The organism is Salinigranum salinum (assembly GCF_009176545.1).
GTDB classification, from domain to species: domain Archaea; phylum Halobacteriota; class Halobacteria; order Halobacteriales; family Haloferacaceae; genus Salinigranum; species Salinigranum salinum.
Map to the genome: position 1 here is coordinate 124,389 of NZ_VTOJ01000001.1, position 26,721 is coordinate 151,109.

Genomic DNA, 26,721 nt, shown 5'->3' on the forward strand with positions numbered 1-26,721 from the left:
GGGCGAACAGCAGCGTCGCCTGTCCGGTCGTGGACCGGACGCCGACTCACTCCGGGCCGTTCTCGATGGCGAACTCGACGCCATCGGGCGTCACTCGCGCGGCGGCCGCACAGACGGGGTGGTCGAAGTCGAGGTCGTACGCCGCCGTCGCGGCGGCGGTGGCCGTGTCGGCCGCGAAGTCGAACGCGCGTGGGGCGTCTTCCTCGTAGGTGGCGACGAGTGTCGGTTCGTCGACCGCCTCGACGAGCAGTGCGTCGCGGCGGACGATGCCCACGGACGCCGCGTCGGCGGTGACGACGCCGGCGATCCGGGGCGTGTCGTAGTCGTCCTTCTCGAAGTCCAGCGCGAGCAGGGCGGTCGCGAGCGCGTCGCGTGCCGGATACCCCATGTCGACCTTCTCGGCGATGGGGTCGACGTGCGAGCCGTTGCCCAGGACGACTCCCTCGCCCGCCTCGCGGAGACAGTTGTACGAGACGTACGGGTTGTCCGTCTCCGCGGCGTCCGCCGTGGGACCGACGGTCAGCGTCCCCGCACGGTCGACGATGCGACGGTTCGGGAACGACCGCGACGAGACGCGGTACACACCCAGTCCGGGACCGACGACGACGAATCTCCCGACGTACATGCGCGAGAGTGCATAGCTCTGGGTCAAGTAGGTGACGGTGTGGACACGCTCGGCCCGTCGGCTCCGGGTCGAGTGGACGACGATACACGCACGTCCGGCGTCGCTGGCGGATCGAGACCTACTCGATCCCACTCGTACCGGAACCCGTGTTTCGTCCGGATCCTGGGAGTCGACCGCACTCTCGAAATGAAGCGACAGCGTTTTGTTTCGGTGACTCGTCCTCCCGCGTGCAGTCCCATGGGGTAGTGGCCAATCCTGTTGCCTTCTGGGGGCAACGACCCAGGTTCGAATCCTGGTGGGACTACTCAAATATTCTACATAATCCACACGTGGAGTGACCACGTTGGAGCCCACGCCTCTCGACTCGAAACGCCGGGGATAATTATCATCGAACGAAGATTTAGCCGGTGACGCTCTCACCCCACGGGTGGGAGCGGTTGATGAACTCGGCTCCTGGAGCGCACACTGCCGGCGCAGTTGCCGCCGCGATCGAGTACTTCCACGCTCGTCTCGACGATGAACTCTCTACCGATGCCGTAGACGTCGCGACCGCGCGAGAGTACTTCGTGGACGTTCGCGGGTGGAGCACGGAGACGGTCGAGACGAAACAGCTCGGGTACGCTCCAGCAGATCCGTCGGCGCTCCTCGACCACCTCATGCGTCGGGGGTTCGACCGCGACGCCATCCTCGGCACGGGGTTGTTCTGGAAGAACGGCCTGTCACCGATCTGTCGACGACTGTCCTCGCGGCGGGATTGGTTCTCTTGGGAATCGTGGTGGTGCTGTTCGGCGTTCGACCGCGTCGACGCGAGTCGGACCTGCAGTGACCGTTGGACTCCGACCAACCGGTAACTGTGTGTGAAGCGAGTCCGATAGACGAACGCTAGCTGTCCCGCGAATTCCTACCACTTCGACACAGCCGACAGCTTTTCGCGTCTTCACTCGGTGTTTTCACAGTGTGATACGCTGGTCCCCCAACGACGACCGCGTTCGCGAACCTGCTGTTCGACTCGACACGGAACCGCCCTGTTCGGGTCCGCGGCCCACGGAGCACTGTGACAATTGAACACGCCTCCGATACCGACGGCACCCCACTGACGTATCTCGGGGCGTTCGTCGTCGTGACGCTCGCGGTGAGCGGAACGGTCGCTGCAGTGACGATCACCGACACTGTCTCGAACGCCACAACCGTCCCGATCATGGTCACCCCCGCGGTGACTGCGCTGATCCTCCGTCGGCTCCAAGGGCGATCGATACGCACTACCATCATTGAGTCGCTCCGAGGGACAACACGCCTCTCTGTCGCGTTCGCGATCGGCTACCCGGTCGTGTTCATCGCTGCGGCGGCCGTCATCGCGCTCGGTACCGGACTGGGGACCTTCCAGCCCGGCGTTCAGAACGTCGTCGAACAGGGTCCGATCTATCTGTTTCCGCTGTTCGTGCTGGTGGCCGGGGCAATCACGTACGGCGAAGAACTCGGGTGGCGTGGCTACCTCCTGCCCGAGCTCACCGAGCGGGTTGGTGCGGTGGCCGCGACTGCGCTGGTCGGTCTCGTCTGGGCACTGTATCACCTGCCGGCGCTCTACTTCGGAGCCCAAGCGACCGGCCTCGGCGACCCGGTCACCGTCGCGGCCATCCAGATGGGAGCGGTATTCACGGCCGCCGCGTTCCCGGCTGCATACTCGTACTTCCTCTCGGAGGGGAGCGTAATTCCACCCGTGTTGTTCCACCTGACCTGGAACATCCTCAATCCGTGGGTGCTCGGGAACGTCTACACGAACGTGGAGGGGTTCGTCGCTGGACAGGTGATTCTCGTCAGCGGCGAGGGCGTGATTGGTCTTCTATTGGGCCTCGTGACACTGGCAGGGTTTGTTGCCCTCATCCGCCGACAATTCGACATCAACGGTAACGGAAGAAGTGAACGAAAGACGTCGCGCGGCACGTGAACGAGTGGTCTGACTGAGACGGGCTCCACTATTCCGTAGGTGAACTCCTCAACCACTGTCAGAAACTTCGTGCGAGATGCAGAGCATCAGTACAGCAGCCGCGGGGAGCGTATAGTGGATCGGGAGATGTCGAGGGTCGGTCTACGGTTCCAGCGACCCCCGATTCGACGGTCATTCGATCCGGGTTCTGAACTCGTCGAGGACCGAGGCCACCTCGTCGGGGCAGCTCAGCATCGGGAGGTGACCAGTGTCGAGTGTGACGACATCGTCGGTTCCGAGGGTAGTAGCCATCTTTGCCTGTTGGTCCGGCGTTATCGACTTGTCCGCACCCGTCTGAACGTATCGCGTCGGTACGTCAGGAATGATGCCGTCCACCGGATCGGTATAGAGATAGCGCGATTCGGGAACGAACTCAGTAACGATGCGGTCTGCTTGTTCGTCAGGTAACTCTGCACAGAGCGATCCACGGATAATTCGCTCCGGCGGCCGAGTTCCGGCGAACCGTAGTATGGCCTGCTGGACGACGCGCTGATGGAAGGGAAAACACGATAGGAACGACTGTCCGGGTTCCGGGATCCCCGCACTCAGACCGACGAAGCCCGTAAGACGATCTCCGAGCCGGGATGCGACCTCCATGCAGACTGCGCCACCGATCGAATGGGCGACGAGAATCACGCGAGACGTTTCCCACTCCTCGACTTGCTCGGTGACCGCTTCCGTGTAATCCGCTAACCGAAGGTCGTCTCGCACGGATTGATCGGCCTCCCGGGCGGGAAACACGGCTGATAATGTCGGAGCCTGCATGCGCGAGATCAGTTCATCCCAGACCCACACATCCAATCCGGCCCCGTGAACCAGCACGAATCCGACCTCCCCCGAAGAGTCGGCAGGTGCACTCATGTCCGACGTAATCCATCAGGCGGACATAAGTGTGCTCCGTGACATAGCCGATACGCGCGCTGTATTCAGCACGACCGCAGAAACCTAACTGAGTGTTGCCAGAAGAGGCGTGCAAGGTACAGAGGTTGAACGCAGCACGTCCAACCAAGTGGCGTTTAACCCCCCAATTATTTGTCATACGCCAAGAATAGATAGACACCTTATGAGCTCCGAAGGTGCTTCTCTCACCGGTACCGGCGACAAGCAAATCGCAGGAGCAAGAACTGGCGGGTTCTCGACACGGCTGTTCGTAACGATGCTGGGTATCGGTAGCCTCGGTATTGTAGGGTACATCCCGTTCGCATCAGCGGTTGGGTTACCCTCGGCAATACACGCACTGCAGGCGGGGTTGCTTTTCTTCGGAGCGTTCATCGGAGCCCGATACGCACGATCGTTAGGACTTGGGGCACCGTTCATTGAGGCGGCTCTCGCGGGCACTCTTCGCCCCCGGGCGGCTGTACGGTCACTCGTGCCCATGGTTGGAGTCGGTGTCGGTCTCGGAATTTTTGGGATCACGTACAATTTTGTTCTCACGGGGCCACTCGTCTTCGAGGCGTCGGGCGTCAATGTTTTCGAACCCATCGGACTCCCCCTGTCCGTTCAGTTGTTGGGTCCGCCGATATACGGAGGCATCACTGAGGAGATTATCTTCCGGTTCGGGTTCGTGACCGGAGCCGCCATCTTGGTCCAACGAGTACTACGCGCGGGCGGCCGGTCCAACGTCAGCAAGTCGGCTGTGCTCTGGACTGCGATCATTATCGTCGATATTCCGTTCGCGCTCGAACACCTCGTCTTCTACCCAGTCTTGACGCCGGCAATCGTCGCAGGGGTGTTCGGATCCACCGTGGTGCTCGGGACTGTCTTCGGCTGGCTCTACTGGAAGCGCGGGTTAGAGGCAGCCATGGTCGTTCATCTGTTTAGTAACGTGACGTACCTGATTATCGACACTGTGCTCCTCTGAGTCCAGATCAATGATACTCGAAACGTATCACCGGCTGAGAGTTCAACAAGGCCAGTGATTTGAGTATGACCACTGCTATGACAGTGAATCAGTCGAGCGGGTCGTTTTCAACACTCTCAGTGCGCGAAATATCGATGTATCTGATGGTCGCGTTTCTTCCGGTCGTTATCGCGCTGATACTAATCGAGTATATGGGTGTTGAAGGATTCCTTGATCGGGGACTTCTCATCCCGTTTTTCGCTGTCGGATTGGTAGCCCCGACCGCGGGAGCGTTTGTTGTGGCGTGGATGATGAGTGGGTCCTTCACACCAGTGTACAATCTGTTTGGCCGTCCAATCGGTTTCCGGACGGTCGCTCTCGCTCTGACCGGACAAGTCGTCGTGCTGGGAGGAACGTGGTTTCTGCTCGGACAAGTCTTCGGAGCTGATTTCGGCGTCATCGAGAACGTCACGACCCTTGTTGGGGTAAGTGTCACCTTCTTAGTCGGAGGGTTCACCGAGGAAATCGGGTGGCGCGGAACGCTTCAACCGGCACTTCAAGCGCGGTTCGGACCGTTGCCGGGAGTCTTGACGGTTGGTGCTGTTCACGGCGTCTGGCATCTGCCACTTCACGTAATCGAGGGAACCCCACCGGTCGGATTTACATTGATTCTCTGTGGATTGCTGGGGGCTGCAGTGTTCCACGGATGGGCATTCAATGCGGCCGAACGAGTCTATGCCCCAGCGTTCACTCACGCGTTGGGCAACATCATCGGACTCTGGACGACGCCGGCTCTCGTTCTGGCTGGAGAAATCGAACAAGCACTCATTATCGCATCTGGGTGGGTATTGCTTGGTATCATCGTTGCTGTAGCGACACGAGGACGGATCGGCCTCTCCAATCAGGCTCAAGGGAGTCGGTCTATCACCACGGAAGCCCGTTAGAACATGTTGATTACGCACAACGGGTGCGCTAAAGTGTTGGGCGAGGAATCTCCGTCAGACGGTCGTTAGAGAGGTGTCTGACCCCGTGGACTGTAATCGCACCCAGCGCCGCAATCCACAGCACGATCAGGACGAGCACGTTCGGAGAGACTCCTCCAGCACTCGTAATGGCAGGGCCGATAACGCCCTGGATGGCGTTCCATGTCGTGTGGAACAGCATTGCCAGCAACACGCTTCCTCGTGTGTTATTGTAGAGAACAGTGAGGAGAAACGTGAGTGGAAGGACACTCATGCCGTACAGAAAGAGAGAGGAACCCGCTTGATTCGTTCCTTGTGTGACGAACAACGGCAGATGCCACGTGGTCCAAATCACTCCGAGAACGACGCTTGCGATGGTCGCATTGAATCGCTTTTGAAGCAGGGGCAGCGCAATCCCGCGCCAGCCGGGCTCTTCGAGCCCTCCACGCAGGAAAGTTAAGAAAAAGATCGTGATGACCGAAGCAATCCCCGGTATACGTGCTGGGTCAAGCCCGCCGCCAAACACGACGCTTCCAACGGAAACGACACTGATGATTCCTATCGGGACAAGCACAGCATACGCCCACCACCGCAATGGAACCTGCCAGCGGACGAGTTGAGCGGCCCAGGGACGAACATCACCAGCAATCCAGGCGGTGATAGCAGCGGCGATCAACGGACCGAATCCGCCGATAAGTTGGAGAAGCATCGTCGCCGACGTTTCAACGAGTAAGACAGCGCCCCAGAACCCCCACGTCACGAGAAATGTGAGCGCGATATACGTGCTAAGGCGGTGGTTAGCAGCCCGTTGTCGGAGGGATGCGAGAGACGTCACAAGTCCGTCCTTTCTGTCCAACATCAAAGTAGTACTGTCTAACCCACCGCCCCTCATCTCCCGGATATTTAACAGTCACATACACGTGGAGCCGATAGATGAGTACATCACCCACTGCAAATTGGCGAACGACACTTCGTGGCACAGTGTCTCTGTTCCTGCTGGGGATGGTTGGCGTTCTCGTGGTCGCAGTGTCCGTGGTACCGACAGTACGGATGGTTCCAGAATTAGCGCGACTCCCCTATCCCCTACTCCTCCTTCTCGCTGCAGTGAACTCGACTGTCTTACTGGCTGTGTTCGTCACGCTGGGTACGTTGACGGCGCCAAAGATCAACCTTCACTCACACGTATTCAGCTGGGCGACGCGAGACGACTTCCAGTGGGAGACGTTTCGTACCTCAGTTCCTCAGGCCGTGGGAGTCGGGGTTAGCCTGTTCATCGTGGCGACACTCCTTGATGTCGTATTCACGCAGTTTGTGGCAATTGAGACTGCCACAGCCCTCTCGGATGCGGAGTCGCTACGGGCACTCGCAGAGTCGATCCCGATACGCCTGTTCTACGGTGGGATCACCGAAGAGCTACTGATTCGCTGGGGATTGATGGCCCCCATCGCGTGGGTAATCTGGCGCGTTCAGTCTCGAAATACAACCGGGAGCAACCCGCCCACCGAGACGACAATGTGGGCCGCACTTGTCCTCAGTTCAGTACTCTTCGGCGTCGGTCATTTGCCAGCCGCAGCTGCGACGTCTTCGCTTACCTTGCCGTATGTCGTACGGATCGTTTCTCTCAATGCGGTCGTTGGCATCGGATTCGGATGGCTGTACTGGCATCGTTCGCTCGAAACAGCGATGATCGCTCATATGATGTTTCACGTCACGCTCGTGGCGTTCTCGGCGACGCTCATAGTGCTCACATAGTTCATCAATTACTCACAATAGTCATCGAACCACTCTTCGCTTCGAGGAGGTCACTGTCACCCACGGAGCTGTATCGGTGCTCTCTCGATGGTCGGCATCGGAATCGTACTCCTGCTCCAAGGGGTGTCGGTCTCGCCGCATTTGAGGAATGGCTTCGTTGCCGGTGACAGCTCTCATCGCAGCCCATCTCGACGGACAGGCGACTCCCGTATTGGAAGTCACTGTCCAGTGGTGTCTGTGCGGACCTACCGAAGCTCCGGTACCCAGATTCTCCCCTCATCCTCGGCGAACGAGTCGGTCCAACGGACCCACGAGACGACGGCACCGATGCCTAAAAACACGGCGACCAGGCCGAGGAGGCCTGCTTCCGGCCCGAACGCACCACCTGTCACCACCGTCGGGCCTGTCTGTCTCGTCGCCACGACTTGCACGCCTGGGATGACGCCACTGACGGGGAACCCGTAGACAACACCTTGGACGTAGTTCCAAGTCAGGTGGACGCCCAGTGGAATCGCCAAGTCACCAGTGAGTACGTACCCCACCGCGAGAAACACCCCTCCAAAGGCGACGCCAGCACTACTGATCACTGTCGCATTGGGATTGTTCAGGTGCAGCACACCGAACAGAACAGAGGTAAGCAGCACGGCGACTGCGGTCCCGCCCCGCTCCGAGAGCGGGCCGAACCCGGCGAGGCCCTCCGCGAGGTTGGTCAACAGGATACCCCGAACGAGCAGTTCCTCCATAAGTGAGGTTCCAACGAATACCAACAATGTAGTGAATAACAAGACTGACGGCGCGAACCCTGGACTTGCAGTGAGGAATCCCGTAATCTGTATCCAGCCAAAAGCGAGTTCGATTACGAACACGAACGTCATCAGCGCGACCCCGAGGAACAGACCGAACCCAAGGTCGCGCCACCACGCCCGTCGAAACCGGAAGCCGTAGTCTCGCAACCGACGCCGGTCGACGAGAATTGCGGTCACGACCGCCGTGAGGACGGCAGTGAGCGCCCCGAACAGGCTGACGCTCGCTCGGATCGCCTCCCTAAAGTTCGTCTCGCCGAAGACGACGAACAGCCCGCCTTGGTACTGGTCCGAGATGGCTGCGAACAGACTCCCGGTGAGTTGCCCGACGAGGACGAACACGACGAGGGCTGTGAAGATGCGAAACGGCATCCGCAGTCGCCGTTCGTCTCGGTGCCAGACGAGCGAGAACACTCGAGCGGTGCCACGCGATATCGACACGACCGTCACTTCTGCCACCCTCTGTAAAAGCGTAGCGACGATCGAAGCGTCCCGACCAATCCTGCCCCGCCGTGCCGAGGCTCGTGCACGGAATCGGGTCGATTCGCAACCCCACGGACTTCACGATTCAAGATCGTGATTCGTTCGTACCGCTATGCGATACAAAGTGGGTTAGGACTCGTTCGATAGTTCCCCGGCGACCTGGTGAAACACGTCTGGCCAACTGCGTGATTGGAGACCGTATTCGACACCAGTGCGGACGATAACGAGCTGATTGGCTGGGGACACGTAGATGTACTGTCCGTGATCGCCGATCGCCGAGAAGTCCGGGGGGTCACCGTTCCGCTCGAGCCCCCACCACATGAACGAGTAGTACGAGTCCTCCGAATCGGTCGGCGCGCGCCCGGCCGGGTCGCGTCCCGTTGCGAGCGCCACCCAATCGGCCGAGAGAATCTTCTCGCCGTTCCACGCTCCCTCGTCGAGGAACAACTGCCCGAGCTTCGCAAAGTCGATCGCTCGGGCGTTGAGTCCCGCTTCCATCTTCTCGAACCCACTGTCCGTCGAGTCGAGACACCACGCCCCATCGAACTCCATTCCAAGTGGCTCCCACAGCCGGGTCTGTGTCCACTCGGTGACTGGCATCCCCGTCGTCCGTTCGAGGATCATCCCGAGCAACTGTGGGTGGTACTTGTTGTACTGGAAGTACTCTCCCGGTGAGTCGGCTATACGCGTGTTGTAGAGGCTGATGTATCGCTGATCCGGGTAGTAGGTGGTGAGTGGGTCGTCGCCGTTGAACAGCCCCCAGCGCGACGCCTCGTACGCAAGCCCTGATGACATCGAGAGGAGATGTCGGACCGTTATATCCCCGAATTCCGGATCACGGTCGGTGAGCTCGGGGAGGTACTCAGTTATCGGATCGTCAAGGCTCCCGATGTGTCCCTCTTCGATCGCGATTCCGACGAGCGTCGAAACGAACGACTTCGCGACCGAGAACGACGTGACCATCGAATCACGATGCCACTCGTTGAAGTACGACTCGTACACGATGCGACCGTTCTCGACCACGATGAACGCCTGCGTCGTGGTTTCGGCGAGGAAGGTTTCGAGATCATCAGTCGAAAGGACTTCTTCGAAGGTGTCTGCGACACGATTTTCGCCAGGTGCGTCTTCGAACTGAGTGGGCGAAGCTGCAGCTTTGAGCTGTCGTTGCGGGAAGTTGTCGAGATAGTCCCACACATCGGACTCCCGCCACGTCAACACACGCCGAACGTACTGTCTCGGGTAGACGACCGTCGCGATGGCAGCCCACAGTGTGGCGGCTACCGAGAGCGCGGCAGGAATTGCAAGAGTGGACTTCAGGAGATCTCTGCGGGATACTCGTCTCCTCACCCGAGAGACCAGCCGTCGTGGCGTGCCGTTGATACTATCAGTGTTCTCGACTCCCGGCTCACGCTGTCCATCCTCTGTGTCAGTGGAGGCTTTGGTACGCCAGAGGCTACTGGTCGCTGAATACAGGAGTCCAACGCCGAGGAGGCCAAGAGTTGCTCCAGCAACCGTTCTCGTTCCGGTCGCTGGTTGGATCCTTCCGACCCAGACTGCAACAGCTACAAACACCGCACCCCCGTACAGTTTTGCCAACTCCATCCCAAGTCTTCTGATTTACTCGCTACGTCTCAATCAAAGTATGGGACCGAACGCATTCATCACGTGATAGAGCGGTTCGATGTCTTCGTCCGGTTGGTCGTGCGCGACCACCTCGCTCAACAGTTGTTTGAACTGTCGGTCGAGGTTGTGTGTCGATGCCTCGAACGCCTCCGCCGCTGCTGCGACGTCTTCCGCTTCCATATAGAAACTCACGTAGTCCCCGTCAGGTCTCGATTCGAGAAACGCCGCTTCAGAGTAGACGTTCTCGTCTTGGAGTGTGGCGACTGGCTCGTTCCGTCGAGAGGTGGCCGTTTCCATCCACTCGTACAGTCGCTCTCGTTTCCCCTCTTTGAGTCGATAGCGGAGGAGCTATACTTCGGACATCCCCCGTGGCTTCCGGTTCCAGCGTGGTAAGGGCCGACCAGCTGAGGTACAGAGACGTTGACCGACTCGTGCTCTGTATTCAGCAGGACTGCTGAGAGCTATCACCGATTGAGGAGTTTTCACAAGGCCAAAAATATCGAATGCATGAGCAGGAACTACAGTAATCGCCCAGTCTGGGCGAATGACTCTAGTTTTAGTAGCATGGCTCTATGGGCGAAGAACGGACCTGTGGGTCAAAATAAAGGGTGTCTGCAGCACGGTCGCTCCCTCCTGTGGAGACGCCGTCACGACTCAAGGGTGGAGACGGGAGATCCGTTCAGTCGGGGAAACGGGCATCGGTCGTGGGGCCGTCCGCTCGTCGGTCGCTCAGGCACCCATGTTCGCCACCATCTCGGCGAACGAGGCGTCGAGGTCGGCGTGGTGGTGCACGACCTTCCACTCGCCCTTCTCCTTCCGGTAGACGTTGGTCGCTCGGCCTTCGAGGGACATCGGCTCACCCGCAAAGGTCCACGACACCGATTCGGTGCAAAGTTCGTACGCAGCGTTGCCGATGACGCGGATAACCTGGTCACTGCGGGTGAGCGTGCCATCCGTGCTCGCTGCCGCGACTCCCTCCCAGGACCCTCTGACAGCGTCCCAGCCCTCCTCCCGTCCACCGATCGGGTGCATGGTCGTCACGTCGTCCTCGTGTGACCAGATATCCCCCATGGAGCTGGCATCCCCGTTCGCCATCGCTTCCAGTGCACTGTAGAACTGGTCGGATGCTGCTCTGACGTCGTCTTCGGCCGCTACGCGTTTCGTGGACATTACAAACCTCAGTTCAATGACGACTCCTGAGTATATAAACTACATACGTCATGTGCTATCTCGGAGAGTCATATTTCTTATACGATGACCGCTTGAAAATTTAAATGTGTCTGACTGATCCCGATCGTGTCGGTTCTTCCGAGGAGATCGATCGCTGCATGTTTCGGTGACAGGCCGTTCGCCCTGTCCCTGGATGCAAGGCTCACTCTGTGCGTTCAGTGGTCTACGCCAACATTGTAGGTATTTTGGTATTTCGTCCGACTCAGTGGGTTCCACCTTAATCGAAGGAGGCTGCACTCCCAGTCGTTCGGCTTCGGTGAGGTACCGTTCTCTTCGATCACGGAGACGAGCGACCGAGCGTTCGGGGATTCCGGTGCGCCTACCGACCTCCCGAAGTGACGAGCCCCGACAAGGGGAGGAACCGCCCAAAGAGCCGTCTCGAACGTCCCTGGATTGGCCATCCATCGCTCACCCGCTTCGTCGAACCGACGTCTGAGGGATGGTCGTCTACTCGCCGGCGCGTCTCCCGCTTCGCACGTTCGATCTCCTCTCGCGTCCGACAGTCATCGGTCGCGGCTCTCATCGCCTCGACAGCGACGGGTACCCCACTTCGAGATCGACGTGTCCGCGTTCGACGGAGTGAAGCTCGACACCCACGTCGTCGAGGTCGGTTCGTGCGCTCGGCAGGAACGACAGCCGCCGAGAGAGGACCCCTGGAGACTGCGGAGAACCGATCAGCGGACAGATACGGCGGGACGCCACCGTATGCGACGTGGCTGGAGGGCCGACTACAGCCTCCGGGGCACCTGGGGATCGATGCCGTCCGGGCTTTACTCCACGGCGCGTGACTGGTACAGCGTCGGCAGTCCCGTCCCGTCGTCGTGGAATCGTCCAGCATCGCCGACCAGAGAGCTCGGTCTCGGGTATTTTCGTCCCGAGACGTGTACGAAACGCAGATCGATATACAGGCTTATTCCGGACCGTCCACGGACGTTACACACATGACCAACGAGTCCCCGCCCGCACTCGACGTGGTCAACGCCCTCCAGAGACGGTCGTCCCTCCTCGAACTGCTCGCCACGGAACCGTCCGACATCCGTGACCTCCGTGACGAACTCGACCTCTCGCGGTCGACGGTCTACAACGCGGTTCGGGAACTCGAATCGCTCGGCATCGTGACCCAGGTCGACGGTCGTTACCGACTCACGACGTTCGGGAGGGCCGCCTTCCAGCAGTACGACCAGTTCATCGCACGGTTCACTCGGCTCTGTGACGTCGGAACGGAACTCGCCGCGGTCCTCCCGTCGGTCGATGTTCCGCCGGACGTGTTCGTCGACGCCGACGTCGTGGCCGCCGAGTCACACGCCCCCGACCGACCGTTCGACGCCTTCGAACGGTTCATCGGGGCCTCCGACCGCGTTCGGGGATTCGCTCCGGTCACGGGCGCCCGCTACATCGATCTGGTCAACGACCAGCTCCGGTCCAGAGGAGTGACCGCCGACCTCGTCACCGAAGAACGGGTCGTCGAGTACATTCTGGCTCACCATCGGGCCGAACTCCTCGGTTCGCTCGCGCACGACGGCTTCCGGTTCTACCGGACGACCGAACGGCTCCCGTTCGGGCTCGTTCTCGTCGAGGAGCCCGATCCACGGCTCGGACTGCTGTTGTACGACGAACGGGGGCAGCTTCGGGTGTTCCTCACGACGGATTCGGAGATGTCCCTCGAGTGGGGTGCCCGGACGTACGACTCGTACCGGACGGGGGCGACGCGAGTCGCTCTCGACGACGTGCGGAAGTCAGAGCCGGCTGGTAAGTATCCATCCGAGCGGTGACGACGCAACTGTTTGGCGCGACGCTACCCTCACTGACCCGGACGGCTCGACACCCACGTCGTCGAGATCAAGGAGCAGACGAAATCGAGTGCACCGATCCCGGAGAGTCGCGACGGGGTCGGCACGAGACCGGGTCGGCGTCCACCTCGTGGAGGCCGGCGACCAGCTCGGCGAACTCCCGCCGGTCGTCGTCGAACCTGCTCGTCCCTTCACCGTCGTCGTATACGTCGACCTCGTCCGGCACGCAGCCCTGGACCTCCTCGGAGGCGTGGACGTTCGAAGGAAGCTCCCGCGAGCAGTGCTCGCGACGAACGGTCGAACGGGTGAGTAGCAGCAGCCCTCCTCTCTCCGTTCCCGTCACTGCGTACTCCGTTCCCCGGTCCCCCACCGGTCCCGTCCCCCGTCATCCCCGATGACGAGAACGGCTCGGGTGGAGAAAAACGCTCGCCGTACGATCTTACTCTTACCGAGATGATACGATCGCGTCCGACGGGTGTACGATTACTCCCGCTCGACCGACCGGACGTCGAGCCGTTCGTCCAGGTGGACGACGACGGCCTCGTCGTCGATCGGGATGCGCACCCGGAAGCGGTACGGGTCGGTGTCGATCACCTCCTGGGTGATCTCTCGGACGTACTCGGCGTTCTCCCACGTCAGTTTCCGGAAGGGGATGGTCTCGTCGAAGCCGTGGTCGTGGTAGAAGGCGATGACGGCGGGATGGTTCAGCGCAGCGAACCACATCGCGGCGTTCCGGTCATACTTGCAGTGGTCACACTCGTAGCGGGCCCACACCGAAAAACGGGTGTCACAGCGCGGGCACAGGCCGGACTCCTCGACGTGGTGGTCGTCACAGACGTCGAACGACAGTGAGACGCGGCCCGCACACTCGGGGCAGACGCCCTTCATCATGGGCGAGAGCTTCGAGTCGTAGAGAACGTGGGCGGCGTCGACGGCCTCCTCGCGAGTGCGTCCGACCAGGCCCGCGGGCGGGAAGCCGTAGTGCATGTACGTCCCGTCGGGGAACTCCCGTCCGACGACACCCGCGCAGTCGGTACAGCGGACCGAGATGCGCTCGCCGTCGTGAGACATCTCGGCGCGGCCCCCACAGTAGACGCAGCGTTCGCCGAGTTCGTCGGCGGGCAGCGGGTCGTTGTCGACGATGGTCCCGGCGAGGACCGCACGGACGACCTGTTCGCCGGCCAGTCGCAACACGTACCCGTCGTCGGTCTTCTCGACGAAGTGTTCCGTGAGTTTGCCGAGGTGGTAGCTGAAGTTGCCCTTGTCGTCGGGGGCGACCGTCCGGCGGAGCGTGGCGAACGAACTCGGCTCCTCGCTCTCCCACAGCGCGAGAAGCGTCCGAACCCGGGTCTCGTTGCCCAGGATGGCGAACGCCTCGGCGGCCGAGGTGCGACCGGCCTCGAGAGTGTCCGCGGACCGTTCCATACCCCAGACAGTACGGCGAGCGACAAGTAATCATAGGGGGTTCAGGCAACGAGTGCCGAACCCGGTGGCTCGTCGGCGTGAGCGTCGATTCAACAGCCGGTGCGACGGTCGGTCAGATGGCGGTCGACAGTCGATCCGGCCATCGAATCGGCGAGTCCGACGGGGAGGCTACACGACCGAAGGCTCGGCGTCGTCGTCCTCGAACCCCTCCTCGTCGATGACCGCGTGGAGGTTCGCGTAGGGGACGAACGCCACCGCGACGCCGTCCTCGTCGTAGAGATCGACGCCGTGGTCGGTTCGCTCGTAGCGCGCGCACTCGAGCTGACCCTCGGGGAACAGGACCCGATACATACTTCAGCTTGGCTCGTCAGCGGGTTGAATCTTCCGCGGTCTCCTCTCACGGTCCGGTGTGCTCGTCGGTGTGTCGTCGGTGTGTCGTCGGTCGTCGGTCGTCAGGCGAGTCGTCGCCGGAGCGCCCACGCGTACTCGGTCCGGTCGAGGTAGTCGTCGAGGCTCTCCTCGCGGATCTCGCCGCTGGAGTACACCCGGTCGCGGTCGTATGCGACGACGTGTCTCGGGACGGGAGCACGCGAGGGAAAGCAGAAGCCGAGTCCGACCGGCGTCCGTCCCTTCGCGAGCGCCCACGACGCCGCGACGAGGGCGTAGTCCTCGCAGTCACCCGTCCGCTCGTCGACGGTGTCGTCGGGTCGTCGAGCGACGTCGAGCCAGCCGTTCCACTCGTCCTCGGACCACTCGTACGTGGTCGACCACTCGTCGAAGTCGAACGTCGCCCACCGGTCGCCGCGGCCCACGTACCGCCGGGGCCAGGTGAAGACGAACGGCGTCCACCGGGTCGCCGCCGACAGGAGCCTTCGGAGTCCCATCCACGGACCCAGGTGCCCCACGAACCAAACTGTTTCGATGGATGACACGTCCCCTGTCGGGAGAGAATTATCAGTATCTGGATGCGAAATGGAGGGGTGTGGACTCACTTGCCGACGTCGAGCAGCGCGACCCGTTCGAGCACGAGGTCGGCGAGTTCGCCGTCGACCGCCCGGAGTTCCCGCTCGCCGACGTCGAAGTAGTCACGGACGCGATCGACGTCGTACGTGCCGAGCGTCTCCGCGGGATCGAGGAGCGCCTCGACCGCGGCGGTCGCGCCGGCCTCGCCTACGCCGATCTGGTCCACGTCGACGTCGTCGCCATCGGAGCCGTCTCCCGTCGCCCCGCCGTCGATCAGCACGACGACGGGCTGTTCACCAGCGTCGACGCCCATCTCGAGCGCGCGGTCGATCTGCCGGCGGCCGGCAGCGTAGAGGAGGATCTCCACCGCCCGGTCGTGGGCGACGTTCTCGTCGCGGGCGAACGCCCGATCAGCGAGTTCGACTGCGCGCACGAGGTGGGCGGACGAGACGACGTAGCGCGCGTCGAACGCCTGGACCGTCACCCCGTGGTCGGCCCCGATCTCGGCCAGCGACGCGACGAAGGCGTCGACGTCGTCGACGTGTGCGATCCCCTCGACGAGTCTCATCCGAAGTCACCTAGGCTGGCCTGGTCGCTCCCGTCGCCGTCGTCGCGACGGCGCTGGCTGCTCCCCGATGAGCCGGTCGTCGATTCGCTCACGGAGCCGTCGCCCGACTCGTCGGGCGAGACGTCCGCCATCGAGGGGTCCTGTCGACCGACGTTCTCGAGGATCGTCTCGGCCGTCTTTCTCCGGCCGCGGAGCGCGCCCAGTACCCGGCCCTTGTCGGCCGCGCGGAGGTCCGCGCGGGTCTCGATGCCGGCCTCGTACAGCCGTCGCGCCCGCTTTCGCCCCACGTTCCGCACGCCGGCGAGGTCGAGCAGTTCCTCGCGGACGCCGTACTCGACGCGCTTTTTCGCCTCGCGGACGGCGACGGCGTCGAAGCCGCGGTCGCCGGCGATCCGCTCCGCGGCACCGAGGAGCCACTCGGCCGTCTCCACCTTCCCCCGAACGTCGCCCGGGCCGACGCCGTAGCGCTCCGTGATACGGTCCTCGTCGACCTCGTTCGCCCAGTCTTCGAGCAGCCGGGCCGTCTTCAGCGCCGAGAGCCACGCCTCGAAGTCGCTGTCGGCGTACTCCGAGGGCGTCCGCCCGAGCAGTTCGGCCTCCCGCTCGTAACACTCCTCCGTGTACGTCTCGCGGTCGCCGGATTTCAGGTAGAGCTGGTACATGTCCGGGGTTCGGCAGACGAGGTGGTAGAGACCGAGCGGGGTCGGGTAGGTCCGTTCTGACTCGTCCGCCTCTCCGTTTTCCGTCCCGTGGTCGTCCGCGTGATCGTCCCCGGGTCTGGCGTCACCATCGGCGGCGACGAGGTCACTGGCTGGCTGGAATTCGGTGTTCGCGTCGCCGTCGGCCGCCGACACGCCGGTCGACGTCCGGGCCGGGCCGTCGGCGGAGACTCCCGCGTCGCCGGCGAGCTTCCGGCGCATCTCTGCCTCGTGCTCGTCGGCCCACGCCAGTCCGTCGACGATCTCGGCCGCGCTCATCGGGTCGAGGTACAGTCTGGAGACGGTGTGGCCGAGGTCCGTGGCTTTGAGTCGGACGTCGCCCTCGTCGTCACGCTCGCGCGTGAGGAAGTCGTTCGCCGCCAGGTAGTCGAGGACGGTGTCGGTCACCTGTTCCAGCCGGTCGGAGTCGTCGGTCTGGGTCGCGTACAGCGTCCGGTCGAGGAACTGGAGGAGCCCGGACCGGGTGTGGGCGAAGCCCGACGCCACGGTCGCGAGCAGGTGCGTCCGCATGGCGGGTTCGGCGGCCAGTTTCGAGCGCACGGGTTCGGGGTCGGCCCAGACGTACCGCTCGAACAGTTCGTCGCGCGTGTCGTAATCCGACGCCAGCAACACCGCCTCGCCGTACGGGTCGAGTCCGGGGCGTCCCGCCCGGCCCATCATCTGGTGGACCTCGAGCACGTCGAGGGGTTTCATCCCGCCGTACGAGCCGTCGTAGCGCTGCCAGTCGCGGACGATCACCCGGCGCGAGGGCGTGTTGACGCCCGCGGCGAGGGTGGGGGTGGCACAGACGCATTTGACGAGGCGGTCGCGGAACGCGTCCTCGATCAGCGTCCGGTGTTCGGCCGCGAGCCCCGCGTGGTGGAACGCCGCTCCCTTCCGCACGACGCGCGCGAGGTCCGTCGACGTCTCCGTGTCGGAAACGCTCTCGATCTCGTCGGCGAGTTCCCGGAGGGCGGCCCGTTCGTCGCCCGTGAGCCGCTTCTCGGTGACGCCGCTCAGCCGACGGGCGGCCGCCTCTGCGTTCCGCCGGGAGTTGACGAACACTAGCGTCGAGCCGCCCTCGTCGAGGGTATCGGCGACGAGCGCAGGTGTCTGCCGCTTCCCCTCGGCGGGGACCTCCCGCTGTGAGCCGTCGGCGAACGTGATGGCGTTGCCGTAGTGGACCCCCGTCCGGAGGTCGATGGGCCGCCAGTCGGAGTCGACGAGCGCCGCGTCGAGCCAGTCGGCGATCTCGTCGGCGTTGCCCACGGTGGCCGAGAGGGCGACGACCTGCAGGCCGGGGTTGATGCGGCGGAGCTTCGCGAGCGTCACCTCGAGCGTCGGCCCCCGGTTGCGGTCGTCGACGAGGTGGACCTCGTCGGCGACGACGCAGGTGAGCTGGTCGACCCACGGCGCGTCGTTCCTGACGAGGGAGTCGACCTTCTCCGACGTGGCGACGATGACGTCCCGCGAGGCGAGCCACTCGCCGCTCGACTCGTAGTTCCCGGTGGAGACGCCGACGTCTACTCCCAGGGCTCCCCAGCGCTCGAACTCGCGTTTCTTCTCCGAGGCGAGCGCGCGCAAGGGGACGATGTACAGCGCCTTCCCACCCCGCTGGACCGACGAGAGCATCGCGAGTTCCGCGACGAGCGTCTTGCCCGACGCCGTGGGGACCGCGGCCACGACGTTCTCACCCGTGGTGACGCCCTTCTCGACGGCTTCGGCCTGTGGCGGGTACAGCTCCTCGATCCCCTCGTCGCGGAGGCGGTCGGCGACGCCGTCGGGCAGGCCGGGGACGTCGGCGGGGTTCATTGGCTTCGCTTGGCTCCGTTCCCGGTTTTAAGTTTCGGGTCGACCGGAACGCTCTCCCGACCGGCGCTCGTCGGTCGGGCACTCGAACCCGGTCCCTCGAGCGCCCGGTCCTCTCAGGTAACACACGTCGACACCGGTGTCGCTCACTGTTGCTAACACACGTCCATACTGATTCATCATGTTACATGTCCTCGTAGAGTGAGGAGTAGTGAGATGGCTATACATGCGGACGTCACGGAGCAGAACAAGGAACTCGCCCGGGAGGAGTTCGCGAGCGCGTGGAACGGGGGATCGTTCGATCCCGCATGGTACACGGCGGAGTTCGTCTACCACGGAGCGATGCCGGAACCGCTCGACTACGACGGGTACGTCGAGGCCGTCTCGGCGTTCCGGACGGCGTTCCCCGATATGGACAAACAGGTCCGCGCGTGCCTCGGTGAGGACGACAGGGTTCTCGTCCAGTACGACGTCACGATGACCCACGAGGGCGAACTCATGGGGGTCGAGGCGACCGGCGAGTCCGTCGACGCGACCGGGATGGTGCTCTACCGGTTCGAGGACGGACGGATCGCCGAGGGGTGGATCAACTACGACGCCCTCGGCATCATGCAACAGATCGGCGCCGTTCCGAGGCCGTAACCCACGTTTCGACGACGGGACCCGACGCTCCAGGGTGTCCGACGTCTCCCCGTCCGGAAGGATGCGACAGTGACAACCGACGACGTGGCCGTGTGCGTCCCCTGGGTGCACGCGACGCGGCCGACGGCTCTGCCGTGGCGCCACGTCTATACCGTTCGCCGCGTTACCCCGTTCATGCACATCGAGTACGACCGCGACACCTGTATCGGGATGTTCCAGTGCGTCGACGAGTGGGACGCGTTCGAGAAGAACCTCGACGAGGGGAAGGCCGACCTCGTTGGGAGCGAGGAGCGCGAGGCGGACGTCTTCGTGCGCGAGGTACCCGAGGACGCCGAGTTCGACGCCGAGTACGCCGCCCGGGTCTGTCCCGTCGACGCGATCAAACTGTTCGACGACGACGGCGAACAGATCGTCTGATCCGTCGACTCCCGACGTCGTGGCCGTCGCTCACCGTCCACGGTGTCTCGAAAAAACGGAACCGCCGTCCGACCCGTGGGGGTCGAGTGTTCGCGATCCGATCAGTCCGCGGTCGCCGACGCGCCCGTCGACTTCGCCGCACTGAGGACGTCGCGGCTCTGGAGCAGGATGAACCCGAAGCCGACCTTCGCCGAGAGGTCGAGCACCATGAACGCCGCCGTCTCGACGCCCAGCGGGATGATCGCGAAGCCGCCCTCCGTACCGAGTATCCACACCACTGGATACGCCGACCAGAGGACGAGTATCAGGTTCCTGAGCCGACTGAACAGCGCGCCGACCTCACCGGCCTGGCGGCTGGCCTGCTCCGACAGCGAGCCGAGCAGGAAGTACAGGAGCACTAGGAGCGCACCGGTGCTGATCGCCCACCAGATGATCCGGAACACCTGTCCCTCGCGGGCCAGCGCGCCCACGAGGCCCGTCACGATCATGAACACGTCGAGCCCGACGAGGGTGTAGATCGTGTTCCGATCGGCTCCTGCCAACAGTGCGAGGTCGAGCAGGAGCAACGGCGTGGTGAACAGCCAGTCGGCGTACCGGGCCCAGTAGATGTCGAGCGTGCCGAGCCCCTCTACTGGGACTTCGACGAGGCCGAAGCCCGACGCCATCGCGAAGTACGACGCCGCCGCGATAGCGGGAATGAAGATGGTGATGATGTAGTACTCTTGCTGGTCGGGGTCACGGACGGACCATCCCTGTGCGACGAAGTACAGGGTGCCGAGCGTCATCCCGATCGTGCCGATCCACAGCGAAATCGATTCGAGGCCTGCACCTGGAGTTGCCATACCCGTTCCCGGCTAGGGAGTTTCCCGACTTATATTTGATGGCAGATCGGCCGAAAAATGAGGATATCGGGCGATATATAGCTCCTGTCGGCCAAAAGGTTAAAATACCGTTCTCCGACGAACGACGGATCGGCCGTGGGGTTCAATTCGGTCGGGGCCTTCGGTCCGCTCGAACAATGACGCCGACTCCAGCGACGTTCCCGGGCGCGCGGACGCGACGATGACGCTCACGTATCTGGGGTTTCACCTCGTCTTCGTCCTCCCACCGCTGGTGCTGCTCGTCCGGGCGGCACCGACGCTCCCGCCCGCCCGTCGCCGGGTCGCACTCACGGGACTCGTCGGGATCACGCTGCTCGCGCTCGTCTACACCACGCCGTGGGACAACTTCCTCATCCAAGAGGGCGTGTGGTGGTACGGTGACGGGACCGTCGTCGCCCGTCTCGGATCGGCACCCCTCGAGGAGTACCTCTTCTTCGTCCTCCAGCCCGTCCTCTCGGGGCTGTTCCTCTACACCATGGGGTTCTCGCCCACCTTCGAGGAGCGCGACACCCGATACCTCCCTCGACTGATCGGCACGGTCGGCTTCCTGGCGCTGAGCGCCGCCGGACTGTTCCTGCTCCTCCGCCCCGCGCCGACCGGCTACTACCTCGGGGCGATCCTCCTGTGGGCGTGTCCCCTCCTGGCGCTCCAGTGGGGGGTGGGGGGCGGCTACCTCCTCCGAACCCGCGGCGAGTGGCCGGTCGCCGTCGCGGTCCCGACGCTCTACCTCTGGTTCGCCGACCGAGTCGCCATCGAACTCGGCGTGTGGACCATCTCTACCACGCACACCCTCGGTGTCGATCTCCTCGGCCTCCCGCTGGAGGAAGCCGTCTTCTTCCTCGTGACGAACCTCCTCGTCGTGCAGGGGCTGGTGCTGTTCGAGTGGGTGATGTCCCGGTGGGACCGACTCGATCTCGACGCCGGCTCCCGACCCGTCGACGGGAGCGCCGACGCGGTCGACGCGACGGGGCCGTCCCCCGCGTCGCCGGTCGCCAACGGCGGGAGCGCCGGGAGCGGCGAGTCCGACGAACCGGCGACGGCCACGCACGACCACCCCACGACCGTCGAGCGAGGGCGATGAGCGTGACCGCCCGTGCCCCGGTGTCGGGGTCGCTGCCTACCCGGGTCCGTCGCACCCTCTCCGCGGCCGTCGTCCGTCCCTCGTGGATCGCCGTCGGTGCGGCGGTCCTCCTCTCGCCGCTCCTCGGTGTGCTCCCGCAGGCAGTGATCTACGCCCCGTTCGTCGCGAGCGTGCTCGTCTTCGGCCTGCCCCACGGTGCCGTCGATCATCTCGCGCCCGCCAGGACCGTCGACGGCAGTCCCCGGCGGTCGATCGTCGCCGTCAGCGTGCTGTACCTCGTCGCCGGCGGCGCCTACCTCGCGTGGTGGTTCCTCGCACCCGTCTCGGCGGCCGTCTTCTTCGTCCTCCTGACCTGGGCGCACTGGGGACAGGGCGACGTGTACGCGCTGCTCGCGTTCGTCGACGCGGAGCACCTCCCGTCGCGTGTCGAACGGGCGGTCGCACTCGTCGTCCGCGGTGGGCTCCCGATGGTCGCCCCGCTCGCGTTCCATCCGGCCGACTACCGCCGGGTCGTCCGCGGGTTCGTCGCGCTGTTCGACGGGCCGGTCGAGGCGCTCGACCCGTTCTTCACCCCGGAGGCACGCCTCGTCGCCGGCGGGGGCCTCCTCGCACTGACGCTCGTCGCGGCCGGCGTCGGCGCGTGGCGTGTCTACGGCGGGGCGGCCCGTCAGCCGTGGGCCATCGACGTCGGCGAACTCGCCCTGCTGTGGGTCTTTTTCGCCACCCTCCCGCCCGTGCTCGCGGTCGGGCTCTACTTCACCTGCTGGCACGCGCTCCGTCACATCGCTCGGCTCCTCTTGATCGACCCGGGGTCGGTGACGGCGTTGACCGACGGTGACGCGGCGAGTGCGCTTCGTCGGTTCGCCCGGGACGCCGCCCCGCTCACCGCCGTCTCGCTCGTGCTGTTCGGCGGGCTCGCGCTCGTCGTCCCGGGAGATCCGACGACGTTGGCGGCCGACGCCACGGGCCTCCTCGCGCTCTACCTCGTCGGGATCGCCGTGCTGACGCTCCCGCACGTCGTCGTCGTCACCTGGATGGACCGCGTCCAGGGCGTCTGGTGAATCGGCTGTCGCTGCCGGCACGCCGGACCACTGCGCCGGGTCTCTCGTCCGCCGGTCACCGATTCCCGGCGCACGGGACTGGACACAACGGTTATCCGTCTAGTTCGAGACGTCCCGCTAGAGGCGTCCACCATGACACCCCCCACCCCCTCGTCGCGACTGGCAGAGTGGGCAGACCTCGTCGGCGACTCCGTCCCGGAGAGCGTCGACGAAACCGACCGGTCGGAGACGGACCGTGCGTCGACCGAATCGACGTGACTCGCTCGCCGGACGGCTCCGATCGGCGACCGCCGACGACACACGCGACACGGCAGACACACGACACGGCTTCACTTTCACCACGGTTCGCCAACGCTTAACCGGCGCGGCGCGCAACTGAGAGCGATGGCGGCCACGCCCGAGAACGACGCGTACGTCGACCACCCGTTGCTCTCACCGGGGTTCATCGAGCGCCGTCGGTACCAGCTCAGCCTCGCGAGCGCCGCGACGGACGCCCACACGCTGGTCTGTCTCCCGACGGGACTGGGGAAGACGACCGTCTCGTTGCTCGTGACGGCCGAACGACTCCACGCCGTCGGCGGCACGTCGCTCATGCTGGCCCCGACGAAGCCGCTCGTCCAGCAACACGCCGACTTCTACCGCGAGGCGCTCTCGATCCCCGACGACGAGATCGTCGTCTTCACCGGCGAGGTCCGCCCCGACGACCGCGCGGCGCTCTGGGACGACGCACGCGTCGTGATCGCGACGCCGCAGGTCGTCGAGAACGACCTCATCGGCAACCGGATCTCCCTCGCAGGGGTGACGCATCTCACATTCGACGAGTGTCACCGCGCGACCGGCGACTACGCCTACGTCTACATCGCCGACCGTTACCACGCCGACGCCGCCGACCCGCTCGTGACCGGGATGTCGGCGTCACCGGGCGGCGACAAGGAGGCGATCCTCCAGGTGTGTGAGAACCTGGGCCTCTCGAACGTCGAGGTCATGACCGACGAGGACGCCGACGTCGCCGACTACACCCACGACACCGACGTCGAGTGGAACCGGGTCCAGCTGCCGGATCAGGTGCTTCAGATCCGCGACGCGCTCAACGAGGTCGTCACCGACCGCCTGGAGAAACTGAAGGAGATGGGGGTGACGAACAGGACCTCCCCCGACCTGTCCCAGAAGGAACTGAACGGGATGCGGGCGGAGTTGCAACGGCTGATCAACGCCGGGGAGTCCGAGGGTTATCAGGGGATGTCGGTCCACGCCGAGATCATGAAACTCCGCCGCGCGGTCGAGCTCGTCGAGACCCAGTCGGTGGAGTCCGTCCGCCGCTACTTCGAGCGCCAGCGCAACGCCGCCCGCTCGTCGGGGGCGTCGAAGGCGAGCCAGCGACTCGTCGCCGAACCCAAGGTACGAGAGGCGATGCGCCTCGCCGAGTCGTTCGACGGCATCCACCCGAAGTTCTCGAAGACGCGCATCCTCCTGGCAGAGACGCTGGGCATCGGCGGCGGCGAACGAGTCATCGTCTTCACCGAGTCGCGGGACACGGCGGAGGCGCTCGTCGACTTCCTCGCGGAGTCGTTCCACGTCCGGAAGTTCGTCGGCCAGTCCGACACCGACGGCTCGGAGGGGATGACCCAGACGGAACAGCAGGAGACGCTCGACGAGTTCCGCAACGGCGAGTTCGAGGTGCTGGTGTCGACCTCGGTCGCCGAGGAGGGGCTCGACGTGCCCGAGGTCGATCTCGTGCTGTTCTTCGAGCCCGTCCCCACGGCGATCCGGTCGATCCAGCGGAAGGGGCGGACGGGTCGCCAGGCGAAGGGCCGAGTGGTGGTGCTTCTGGCCGAGGACACGCGCGACGAGGCGTTCTTCTGGATCTCGCGACGACGAGAGCGCGAGATGGCCGAGGAGCTCCGCGATCTGAAGGGAGTCGCCGCCGAACTCGAACGCGAACTGGAAGAGACCACACTGGGGGAGTTCGAAGACGACGAGGGCGAATCGGACGGACGTACGGAGGACGACGCCGGGGCGGGCGAGTCGACCACGGGATCGGAGCCGGCGACCACCCCAGCCACCAACGGCAGCGGGGCCCGCGACTCGTCGCTGACGGAGTTCGCGTCGAGCGCGGGGACGACCGGAGCAGCGGAGACGGACACCGAGCGTCGGGATGCCGGCGGGGTCTCCGAAGCGATCGAAGAGACCGACGGGAGCGACGGGACCGACGAGGCCGGCGAGACCGGCGGGACCGGCGGGACCGGCACCGACGAGGCTCACGACGCCCGGGAGACGGGTACCGACGACGTCGACCCCGATCCGGAGGGAACGGTCGCCACCGCCGACGCTACCGACGACCCCGACGTCGTCGAGATCGTCGTCGACCAGCGGGAGCTCGACTCGACCATCGCCCGCGAGCTCTCGACGCGCGAGGGGGTGCGGACCCGGCTGGAGACGCTCGCCGTCGGCGACTACGTCCTCTCGGATCGGGTGGTGGTCGAACGCAAGACCGTCCCGGACTTCCTCGACACGCTGTTGGGGAGCGACCGCTCACTGTTCGCCCAGGCCCGCGACGCCAGCCGCCACTACGCCCGCCCGGTGGTCGTCATCGAGGGCGACGGCCTGTACGAGGAGCGGAACGTCCATCCCGGCGCGATTCGGGGAGCGATCGCCTCGCTCGCCGTCGACTTCGGCGTCAGCGTCCTCCACACGCGCGACGAGGCCGACACGACGGAACTCCTGTCGACCATCGCCACGCGCGAACAGACCGAGCGGGACAGGAAGGTGAGCGTCCACGGCGAGAAGGCGGCCAAGACGCTCGACGAACAGCAGGAGTACGTCGTGGGTGCCATCGCGGACGTCGGCCCCGTCACCGCGCAGTCACTCCTCTCCCACCTGGGGAGCGTCGAGGCCGTGATGACCGCGAGCGAGGAGGAACTGCAGGAGGTCCGGGGCGTGGGTGCGAAGACCGCCGCCCGCATCCGCGAGGTTGTCGGGAGCGACTACGCGTTCGAGGAGCGCGACGACGCGGCTCCCGGTGACGACAGCGACGGCTCCGACACCGATTCGACCGACGGCGGCGACGAGTAACGGCCTCGCGTCCCGGCCGTCGGAACGGACCGAGATCGGACACTGGAGACCGGACGGCGAACGACGAGACGGTCGTCGGGGCCGGATACTAATGTCCCACACCCGTAGGGAAGGTATGCGCCTGGGAGTCGTCTCCGACGTCCACGGGAACCGCGTCGCGCTCGAAGCCGTCCTCGACGACATGCCGGCCGTCGACCGGCTCGTCTGTGCCGGCGACGTCGTCGGCTACAACCCCTGGCCGGCCGAATGCGTCGCCGCCGTCCGGAACCGGGAGATACCGACCGTGATGGGCAACCACGACCGCGCGGTCGCCTCGGGAACCGCGTTCCGGTTCAACAGCATGGCGAAGGCCGGGGTGGAGTACGCCCGCGACCACCTCGACGACGACGCGCTCGCGTGGCTCGCGGAGCTGCCGGACGAGCGCACCCTCCTCGACGGGCGGGTCAAAGTCGTCCACGGCCACCCCGACGACCCCGACCGCTACACGTACCCGGCCGACTTCGCACCGGGACTCCTCGACGGCGAGGAACTGCTCGTGATGGGCCACACTCACGTCCAGCACCACGCGGTGTTCGGGGAGGGGATGCTCGTGAACCCGGGGAGCGTCGGCCAACCGCGGGACGGCGACCCCGACGCGGCGTACGCCGTGGTCGACCTCGACGAACGGGAGGTCGAGGAACGACGGGTGACGTACGACATCGATCGAGTCGTCGAAGCGATCGAGGACGCGGGGCTCCCCGGGCGACTGGGACAGCGGCTGTACGAGGGACGCTGACGTCGGCGTCCGGGCCGTCGAGGTGTTATGTATTGGCGAGAGTCATCGTACGTTTTCTCGTAATATATGTCCGACCTATCGATATCGCTGTGACCGAGACAGAGGATGTATGCATCACTCTCGACCGTGAATCAGGCTTGAGCAGTGTCGGAGATTCGCTCTCTGTTGGGAAAGACGACAATTCGGTGTCGCTGGTGACTGAAATCGGCTCTCGGACCGGGAAAACAGCTCGCAGTA

25 protein-coding genes, 1 tRNA gene and 1 pseudogene are annotated in these 26,721 nt (G+C 64.3%); 13 read left to right on the forward strand and 14 right to left on the reverse strand.

The window, feature by feature from the left end:
* Positions 1–46: 46 nt before the first annotated feature.
* On the reverse strand, positions 47–625 hold the full coding sequence (locus tag FZP69_RS00550) for an IMP cyclohydrolase (protein WP_152039454.1): 579 nt from the start codon (positions 623–625) through the stop codon (positions 47–49).
* Positions 626–856: 231 nt separating this feature from the next.
* On the opposite strand from FZP69_RS00550, the gene FZP69_RS00555 reads away from it, so the two are divergent.
* Both FZP69_RS00555 and FZP69_RS00565 read left to right on the forward strand, forming a co-directional pair.
* Positions 857–929, forward strand: a tRNA-Gln gene (locus FZP69_RS00555).
* Positions 930–1,745: 816 nt separating this feature from the next.
* Entirely contained in the window at positions 1,746–2,570 is an 825-nt protein-coding gene (locus FZP69_RS00565; protein WP_152039456.1) for a CPBP family intramembrane glutamic endopeptidase, read from the forward strand.
* A gap of 171 nt (positions 2,571–2,741) precedes the next feature.
* On the opposite strand, the gene FZP69_RS00570 is transcribed toward FZP69_RS00565, so the two are convergent.
* Complete coding sequence (locus FZP69_RS00570; RefSeq protein ID WP_152039457.1) at positions 2,742–3,470, reverse strand: alpha/beta fold hydrolase; 729 nt, start codon at positions 3,468–3,470, stop codon at positions 2,742–2,744.
* A 202-nt stretch (positions 3,471–3,672) separates the two neighbouring features.
* On the opposite strand from FZP69_RS00570, the gene FZP69_RS00575 reads away from it, so the two are divergent.
* Together FZP69_RS00575 and FZP69_RS00580 are read left to right on the forward strand one after the other, a co-directional pair.
* Positions 3,673–4,470 carry a CPBP family intramembrane glutamic endopeptidase gene (locus tag FZP69_RS00575; RefSeq protein WP_152039458.1) on the forward strand — a complete coding sequence of 266 codons (798 nt, stop codon included), beginning with the start codon at positions 3,673–3,675 and terminating at the stop codon, positions 4,468–4,470.
* A 134-nt stretch (positions 4,471–4,604) separates the two neighbouring features.
* Positions 4,605–5,393 carry a CPBP family intramembrane glutamic endopeptidase gene (locus FZP69_RS00580; RefSeq protein WP_192918405.1) on the forward strand — a complete coding sequence of 263 codons (789 nt, stop codon included), beginning with the start codon at positions 4,605–4,607 and terminating at the stop codon, positions 5,391–5,393.
* Between the two features lie 28 nt (positions 5,394–5,421).
* On the opposite strand, the gene FZP69_RS00585 is transcribed toward FZP69_RS00580, so the two are convergent.
* Positions 5,422–6,120: a CPBP family intramembrane glutamic endopeptidase gene (locus FZP69_RS00585; RefSeq protein ID WP_192918406.1), complete on the reverse strand. Its 699-nt coding sequence runs from the start codon at positions 6,118–6,120 to the stop codon at positions 5,422–5,424.
* A 224-nt stretch (positions 6,121–6,344) separates the two neighbouring features.
* Here FZP69_RS00585 and FZP69_RS00590 point away from each other — a divergent pair, with 224 nt between their 5' ends.
* Positions 6,345–7,163 carry a CPBP family intramembrane glutamic endopeptidase gene (locus tag FZP69_RS00590; protein WP_152039461.1) on the forward strand — a complete coding sequence of 273 codons (819 nt, stop codon included), beginning with the start codon at positions 6,345–6,347 and terminating at the stop codon, positions 7,161–7,163.
* Between the two features lie 245 nt (positions 7,164–7,408).
* On the opposite strand, the gene FZP69_RS00595 is transcribed toward FZP69_RS00590, so the two are convergent.
* The 4 genes and pseudogenes from FZP69_RS00595 to FZP69_RS00610 form a co-directional block, all read right to left on the reverse strand.
* Positions 7,409–8,380 carry a CPBP family intramembrane glutamic endopeptidase gene (locus FZP69_RS00595; protein WP_152039462.1) on the reverse strand — a complete coding sequence of 324 codons (972 nt, stop codon included), beginning with the start codon at positions 8,378–8,380 and terminating at the stop codon, positions 7,409–7,411.
* 198 nt (positions 8,381–8,578) lie between these two features.
* The gene (locus FZP69_RS00600; protein ID WP_152039463.1) at positions 8,579–10,051 is read right to left on the reverse strand and encodes a serine hydrolase domain-containing protein; all 1,473 of its coding nucleotides are present in this window, start codon (positions 10,049–10,051) and stop codon (positions 8,579–8,581) included.
* A gap of 33 nt (positions 10,052–10,084) precedes the next feature.
* Positions 10,085–10,408: pseudogene (locus FZP69_RS00605) on the reverse strand (DUF6176 family protein); the annotation flags it as partial.
* 393 nt (positions 10,409–10,801) lie between these two features.
* On the reverse strand, positions 10,802–11,242 hold the full coding sequence (locus FZP69_RS00610; protein ID WP_152039464.1) for a YybH family protein: 441 nt from the start codon (positions 11,240–11,242) through the stop codon (positions 10,802–10,804).
* 1,001 nt (positions 11,243–12,243) lie between these two features.
* Between FZP69_RS00610 and FZP69_RS00615 the strand changes: the two genes are divergently transcribed.
* The gene (locus tag FZP69_RS00615; protein ID WP_152039465.1) at positions 12,244–13,074 is read left to right on the forward strand and encodes a helix-turn-helix transcriptional regulator; all 831 of its coding nucleotides are present in this window, start codon (positions 12,244–12,246) and stop codon (positions 13,072–13,074) included.
* A 67-nt stretch (positions 13,075–13,141) separates the two neighbouring features.
* On the opposite strand, the gene FZP69_RS22220 is transcribed toward FZP69_RS00615, so the two are convergent.
* The 6 genes from FZP69_RS22220 to FZP69_RS00640 all read right to left on the reverse strand — a co-directional run bounded on the left by FZP69_RS22220 (position 13,142) and on the right by FZP69_RS00640 (position 18,558).
* Entirely contained in the window at positions 13,142–13,318 is a 177-nt protein-coding gene (locus tag FZP69_RS22220) for a hypothetical protein (RefSeq protein ID WP_192918407.1), read from the reverse strand.
* 257 nt (positions 13,319–13,575) lie between these two features.
* A complete protein-coding gene (locus FZP69_RS00620) occupies positions 13,576–14,517 on the reverse strand; it encodes a winged helix-turn-helix domain-containing protein (protein ID WP_152039466.1) in 942 nt (313 codons plus the stop codon).
* 168 nt (positions 14,518–14,685) lie between these two features.
* Complete coding sequence (locus FZP69_RS00625; protein ID WP_152039467.1) at positions 14,686–14,868, reverse strand: hypothetical protein; 183 nt, start codon at positions 14,866–14,868, stop codon at positions 14,686–14,688.
* Positions 14,869–14,969: 101 nt separating this feature from the next.
* Positions 14,970–15,401, reverse strand: coding sequence for a hypothetical protein (locus FZP69_RS00630; RefSeq protein ID WP_152039468.1), 432 nt, complete (start codon positions 15,399–15,401; stop codon positions 14,970–14,972).
* 104 nt (positions 15,402–15,505) lie between these two features.
* Positions 15,506–16,048 (reverse strand): KEOPS complex subunit Cgi121, encoded by a 543-nt coding sequence (cgi121, locus tag FZP69_RS00635; protein WP_152039469.1) that lies wholly within the window; start codon positions 16,046–16,048, stop codon positions 15,506–15,508.
* A complete protein-coding gene (locus tag FZP69_RS00640) occupies positions 16,045–18,558 on the reverse strand; it encodes an ATP-dependent DNA helicase (protein ID WP_152039470.1) in 2,514 nt (837 codons plus the stop codon). The genes cgi121 and FZP69_RS00640 overlap by 4 nt, the downstream gene beginning before the upstream one ends.
* Positions 18,559–18,771: 213 nt before the next feature.
* Between FZP69_RS00640 and FZP69_RS00645 the strand changes: the two genes are divergently transcribed.
* Together FZP69_RS00645 and FZP69_RS00650 are read left to right on the forward strand one after the other, a co-directional pair.
* Positions 18,772–19,197, forward strand: a complete 426-nt coding sequence (locus FZP69_RS00645) for an ester cyclase (protein WP_152039471.1) — start codon at positions 18,772–18,774, stop codon at positions 19,195–19,197.
* A 174-nt stretch (positions 19,198–19,371) separates the two neighbouring features.
* Positions 19,372–19,614 (forward strand): ferredoxin, encoded by a 243-nt coding sequence (locus FZP69_RS00650; protein WP_152039472.1) that lies wholly within the window; start codon positions 19,372–19,374, stop codon positions 19,612–19,614.
* 101 nt (positions 19,615–19,715) lie between these two features.
* Here FZP69_RS00650 and FZP69_RS00655 read toward each other — a convergent pair whose 3' ends face one another.
* Positions 19,716–20,456 carry a bacteriorhodopsin gene (locus FZP69_RS00655; protein WP_152039473.1) on the reverse strand — a complete coding sequence of 247 codons (741 nt, stop codon included), beginning with the start codon at positions 20,454–20,456 and terminating at the stop codon, positions 19,716–19,718.
* 220 nt (positions 20,457–20,676) lie between these two features.
* On the opposite strand from FZP69_RS00655, the gene FZP69_RS00660 reads away from it, so the two are divergent.
* The 5 genes from FZP69_RS00660 to FZP69_RS00675 all read left to right on the forward strand — a co-directional run bounded on the left by FZP69_RS00660 (position 20,677) and on the right by FZP69_RS00675 (position 26,484).
* Positions 20,677–21,576 carry a lycopene cyclase domain-containing protein gene (locus FZP69_RS00660; RefSeq protein WP_152039474.1) on the forward strand — a complete coding sequence of 300 codons (900 nt, stop codon included), beginning with the start codon at positions 20,677–20,679 and terminating at the stop codon, positions 21,574–21,576.
* The gene (locus tag FZP69_RS00665; protein ID WP_152039475.1) at positions 21,573–22,637 is read left to right on the forward strand and encodes a Brp/Blh family beta-carotene 15,15'-dioxygenase; all 1,065 of its coding nucleotides are present in this window, start codon (positions 21,573–21,575) and stop codon (positions 22,635–22,637) included. The genes FZP69_RS00660 and FZP69_RS00665 overlap by 4 nt, the downstream gene beginning before the upstream one ends.
* A 132-nt stretch (positions 22,638–22,769) precedes the next feature.
* Positions 22,770–22,895: a hypothetical protein gene (locus tag FZP69_RS23175; protein WP_275689331.1), complete on the forward strand. Its 126-nt coding sequence runs from the start codon at positions 22,770–22,772 to the stop codon at positions 22,893–22,895.
* Between the two features lie 126 nt (positions 22,896–23,021).
* Entirely contained in the window at positions 23,022–25,709 is a 2,688-nt protein-coding gene (locus tag FZP69_RS00670) for a DEAD/DEAH box helicase (protein WP_152039476.1), read from the forward strand.
* A gap of 115 nt (positions 25,710–25,824) precedes the next feature.
* Positions 25,825–26,484 carry a metallophosphoesterase family protein gene (locus FZP69_RS00675; protein WP_152039477.1) on the forward strand — a complete coding sequence of 220 codons (660 nt, stop codon included), beginning with the start codon at positions 25,825–25,827 and terminating at the stop codon, positions 26,482–26,484.
* The last annotated feature ends 237 nt before the right edge of the window (positions 26,485–26,721 follow it).

What these genes read in the sequence shown, in the direction of transcription:
- FZP69_RS00550 (WP_152039454.1), bottom strand. Translation starts at nt 625, where the DNA reads ATGTACGTCGGGAGATTCGTCGTCGTCGGTCCCGGACTGGGTGTGTAC.
- FZP69_RS00570 (WP_152039457.1), bottom strand. Translation starts at nt 3,470, where the DNA reads ATGAGTGCACCTGCCGACTCTTCGGGGGAGGTCGGATTCGTGCTGGTT.
- FZP69_RS00575 (WP_152039458.1), top strand. Translation starts at nt 3,673, where the DNA reads ATGAGCTCCGAAGGTGCTTCTCTCACCGGTACCGGCGACAAGCAAATC.
- FZP69_RS00580 (WP_192918405.1), top strand. Translation starts at nt 4,605, where the DNA reads ATGTATCTGATGGTCGCGTTTCTTCCGGTCGTTATCGCGCTGATACTA.
- FZP69_RS00585 (WP_192918406.1), bottom strand. Translation starts at nt 6,120, where the DNA reads ATGCTTCTCCAACTTATCGGCGGATTCGGTCCGTTGATCGCCGCTGCT.
- FZP69_RS00590 (WP_152039461.1), top strand. Translation starts at nt 6,345, where the DNA reads ATGAGTACATCACCCACTGCAAATTGGCGAACGACACTTCGTGGCACA.
- FZP69_RS00600 (WP_152039463.1), bottom strand. Translation starts at nt 10,051, where the DNA reads ATGGAGTTGGCAAAACTGTACGGGGGTGCGGTGTTTGTAGCTGTTGCA.
- FZP69_RS00610 (WP_152039464.1), bottom strand. Translation starts at nt 11,242, where the DNA reads ATGTCCACGAAACGCGTAGCGGCCGAAGACGACGTCAGAGCAGCATCC.
- FZP69_RS00615 (WP_152039465.1), top strand. Translation starts at nt 12,244, where the DNA reads ATGACCAACGAGTCCCCGCCCGCACTCGACGTGGTCAACGCCCTCCAG.
- FZP69_RS00620 (WP_152039466.1), bottom strand. Translation starts at nt 14,517, where the DNA reads ATGGAACGGTCCGCGGACACTCTCGAGGCCGGTCGCACCTCGGCCGCC.
- FZP69_RS00625 (WP_152039467.1), bottom strand. Translation starts at nt 14,868, where the DNA reads ATGTATCGGGTCCTGTTCCCCGAGGGTCAGCTCGAGTGCGCGCGCTAC.
- FZP69_RS00630 (WP_152039468.1), bottom strand. Translation starts at nt 15,401, where the DNA reads ATGGGACTCCGAAGGCTCCTGTCGGCGGCGACCCGGTGGACGCCGTTC.
- cgi121 (WP_152039469.1), bottom strand. Translation starts at nt 16,048, where the DNA reads ATGAGACTCGTCGAGGGGATCGCACACGTCGACGACGTCGACGCCTTC.
- FZP69_RS00640 (WP_152039470.1), bottom strand. Translation starts at nt 18,558, where the DNA reads ATGAACCCCGCCGACGTCCCCGGCCTGCCCGACGGCGTCGCCGACCGC.
- FZP69_RS00645 (WP_152039471.1), top strand. Translation starts at nt 18,772, where the DNA reads ATGGCTATACATGCGGACGTCACGGAGCAGAACAAGGAACTCGCCCGG.
- FZP69_RS00650 (WP_152039472.1), top strand. Translation starts at nt 19,372, where the DNA reads ATGCACATCGAGTACGACCGCGACACCTGTATCGGGATGTTCCAGTGC.
- FZP69_RS00655 (WP_152039473.1), bottom strand. Translation starts at nt 20,456, where the DNA reads ATGGCAACTCCAGGTGCAGGCCTCGAATCGATTTCGCTGTGGATCGGC.
- FZP69_RS00660 (WP_152039474.1), top strand. Translation starts at nt 20,677, where the DNA reads ATGACGCTCACGTATCTGGGGTTTCACCTCGTCTTCGTCCTCCCACCG.
- FZP69_RS00665 (WP_152039475.1), top strand. Translation starts at nt 21,573, where the DNA reads ATGAGCGTGACCGCCCGTGCCCCGGTGTCGGGGTCGCTGCCTACCCGG.
- FZP69_RS23175 (WP_275689331.1), top strand. Translation starts at nt 22,770, where the DNA reads ATGACACCCCCCACCCCCTCGTCGCGACTGGCAGAGTGGGCAGACCTC.
- FZP69_RS00670 (WP_152039476.1), top strand. Translation starts at nt 23,022, where the DNA reads ATGGCGGCCACGCCCGAGAACGACGCGTACGTCGACCACCCGTTGCTC.
- FZP69_RS00675 (WP_152039477.1), top strand. Translation starts at nt 25,825, where the DNA reads ATGCGCCTGGGAGTCGTCTCCGACGTCCACGGGAACCGCGTCGCGCTC.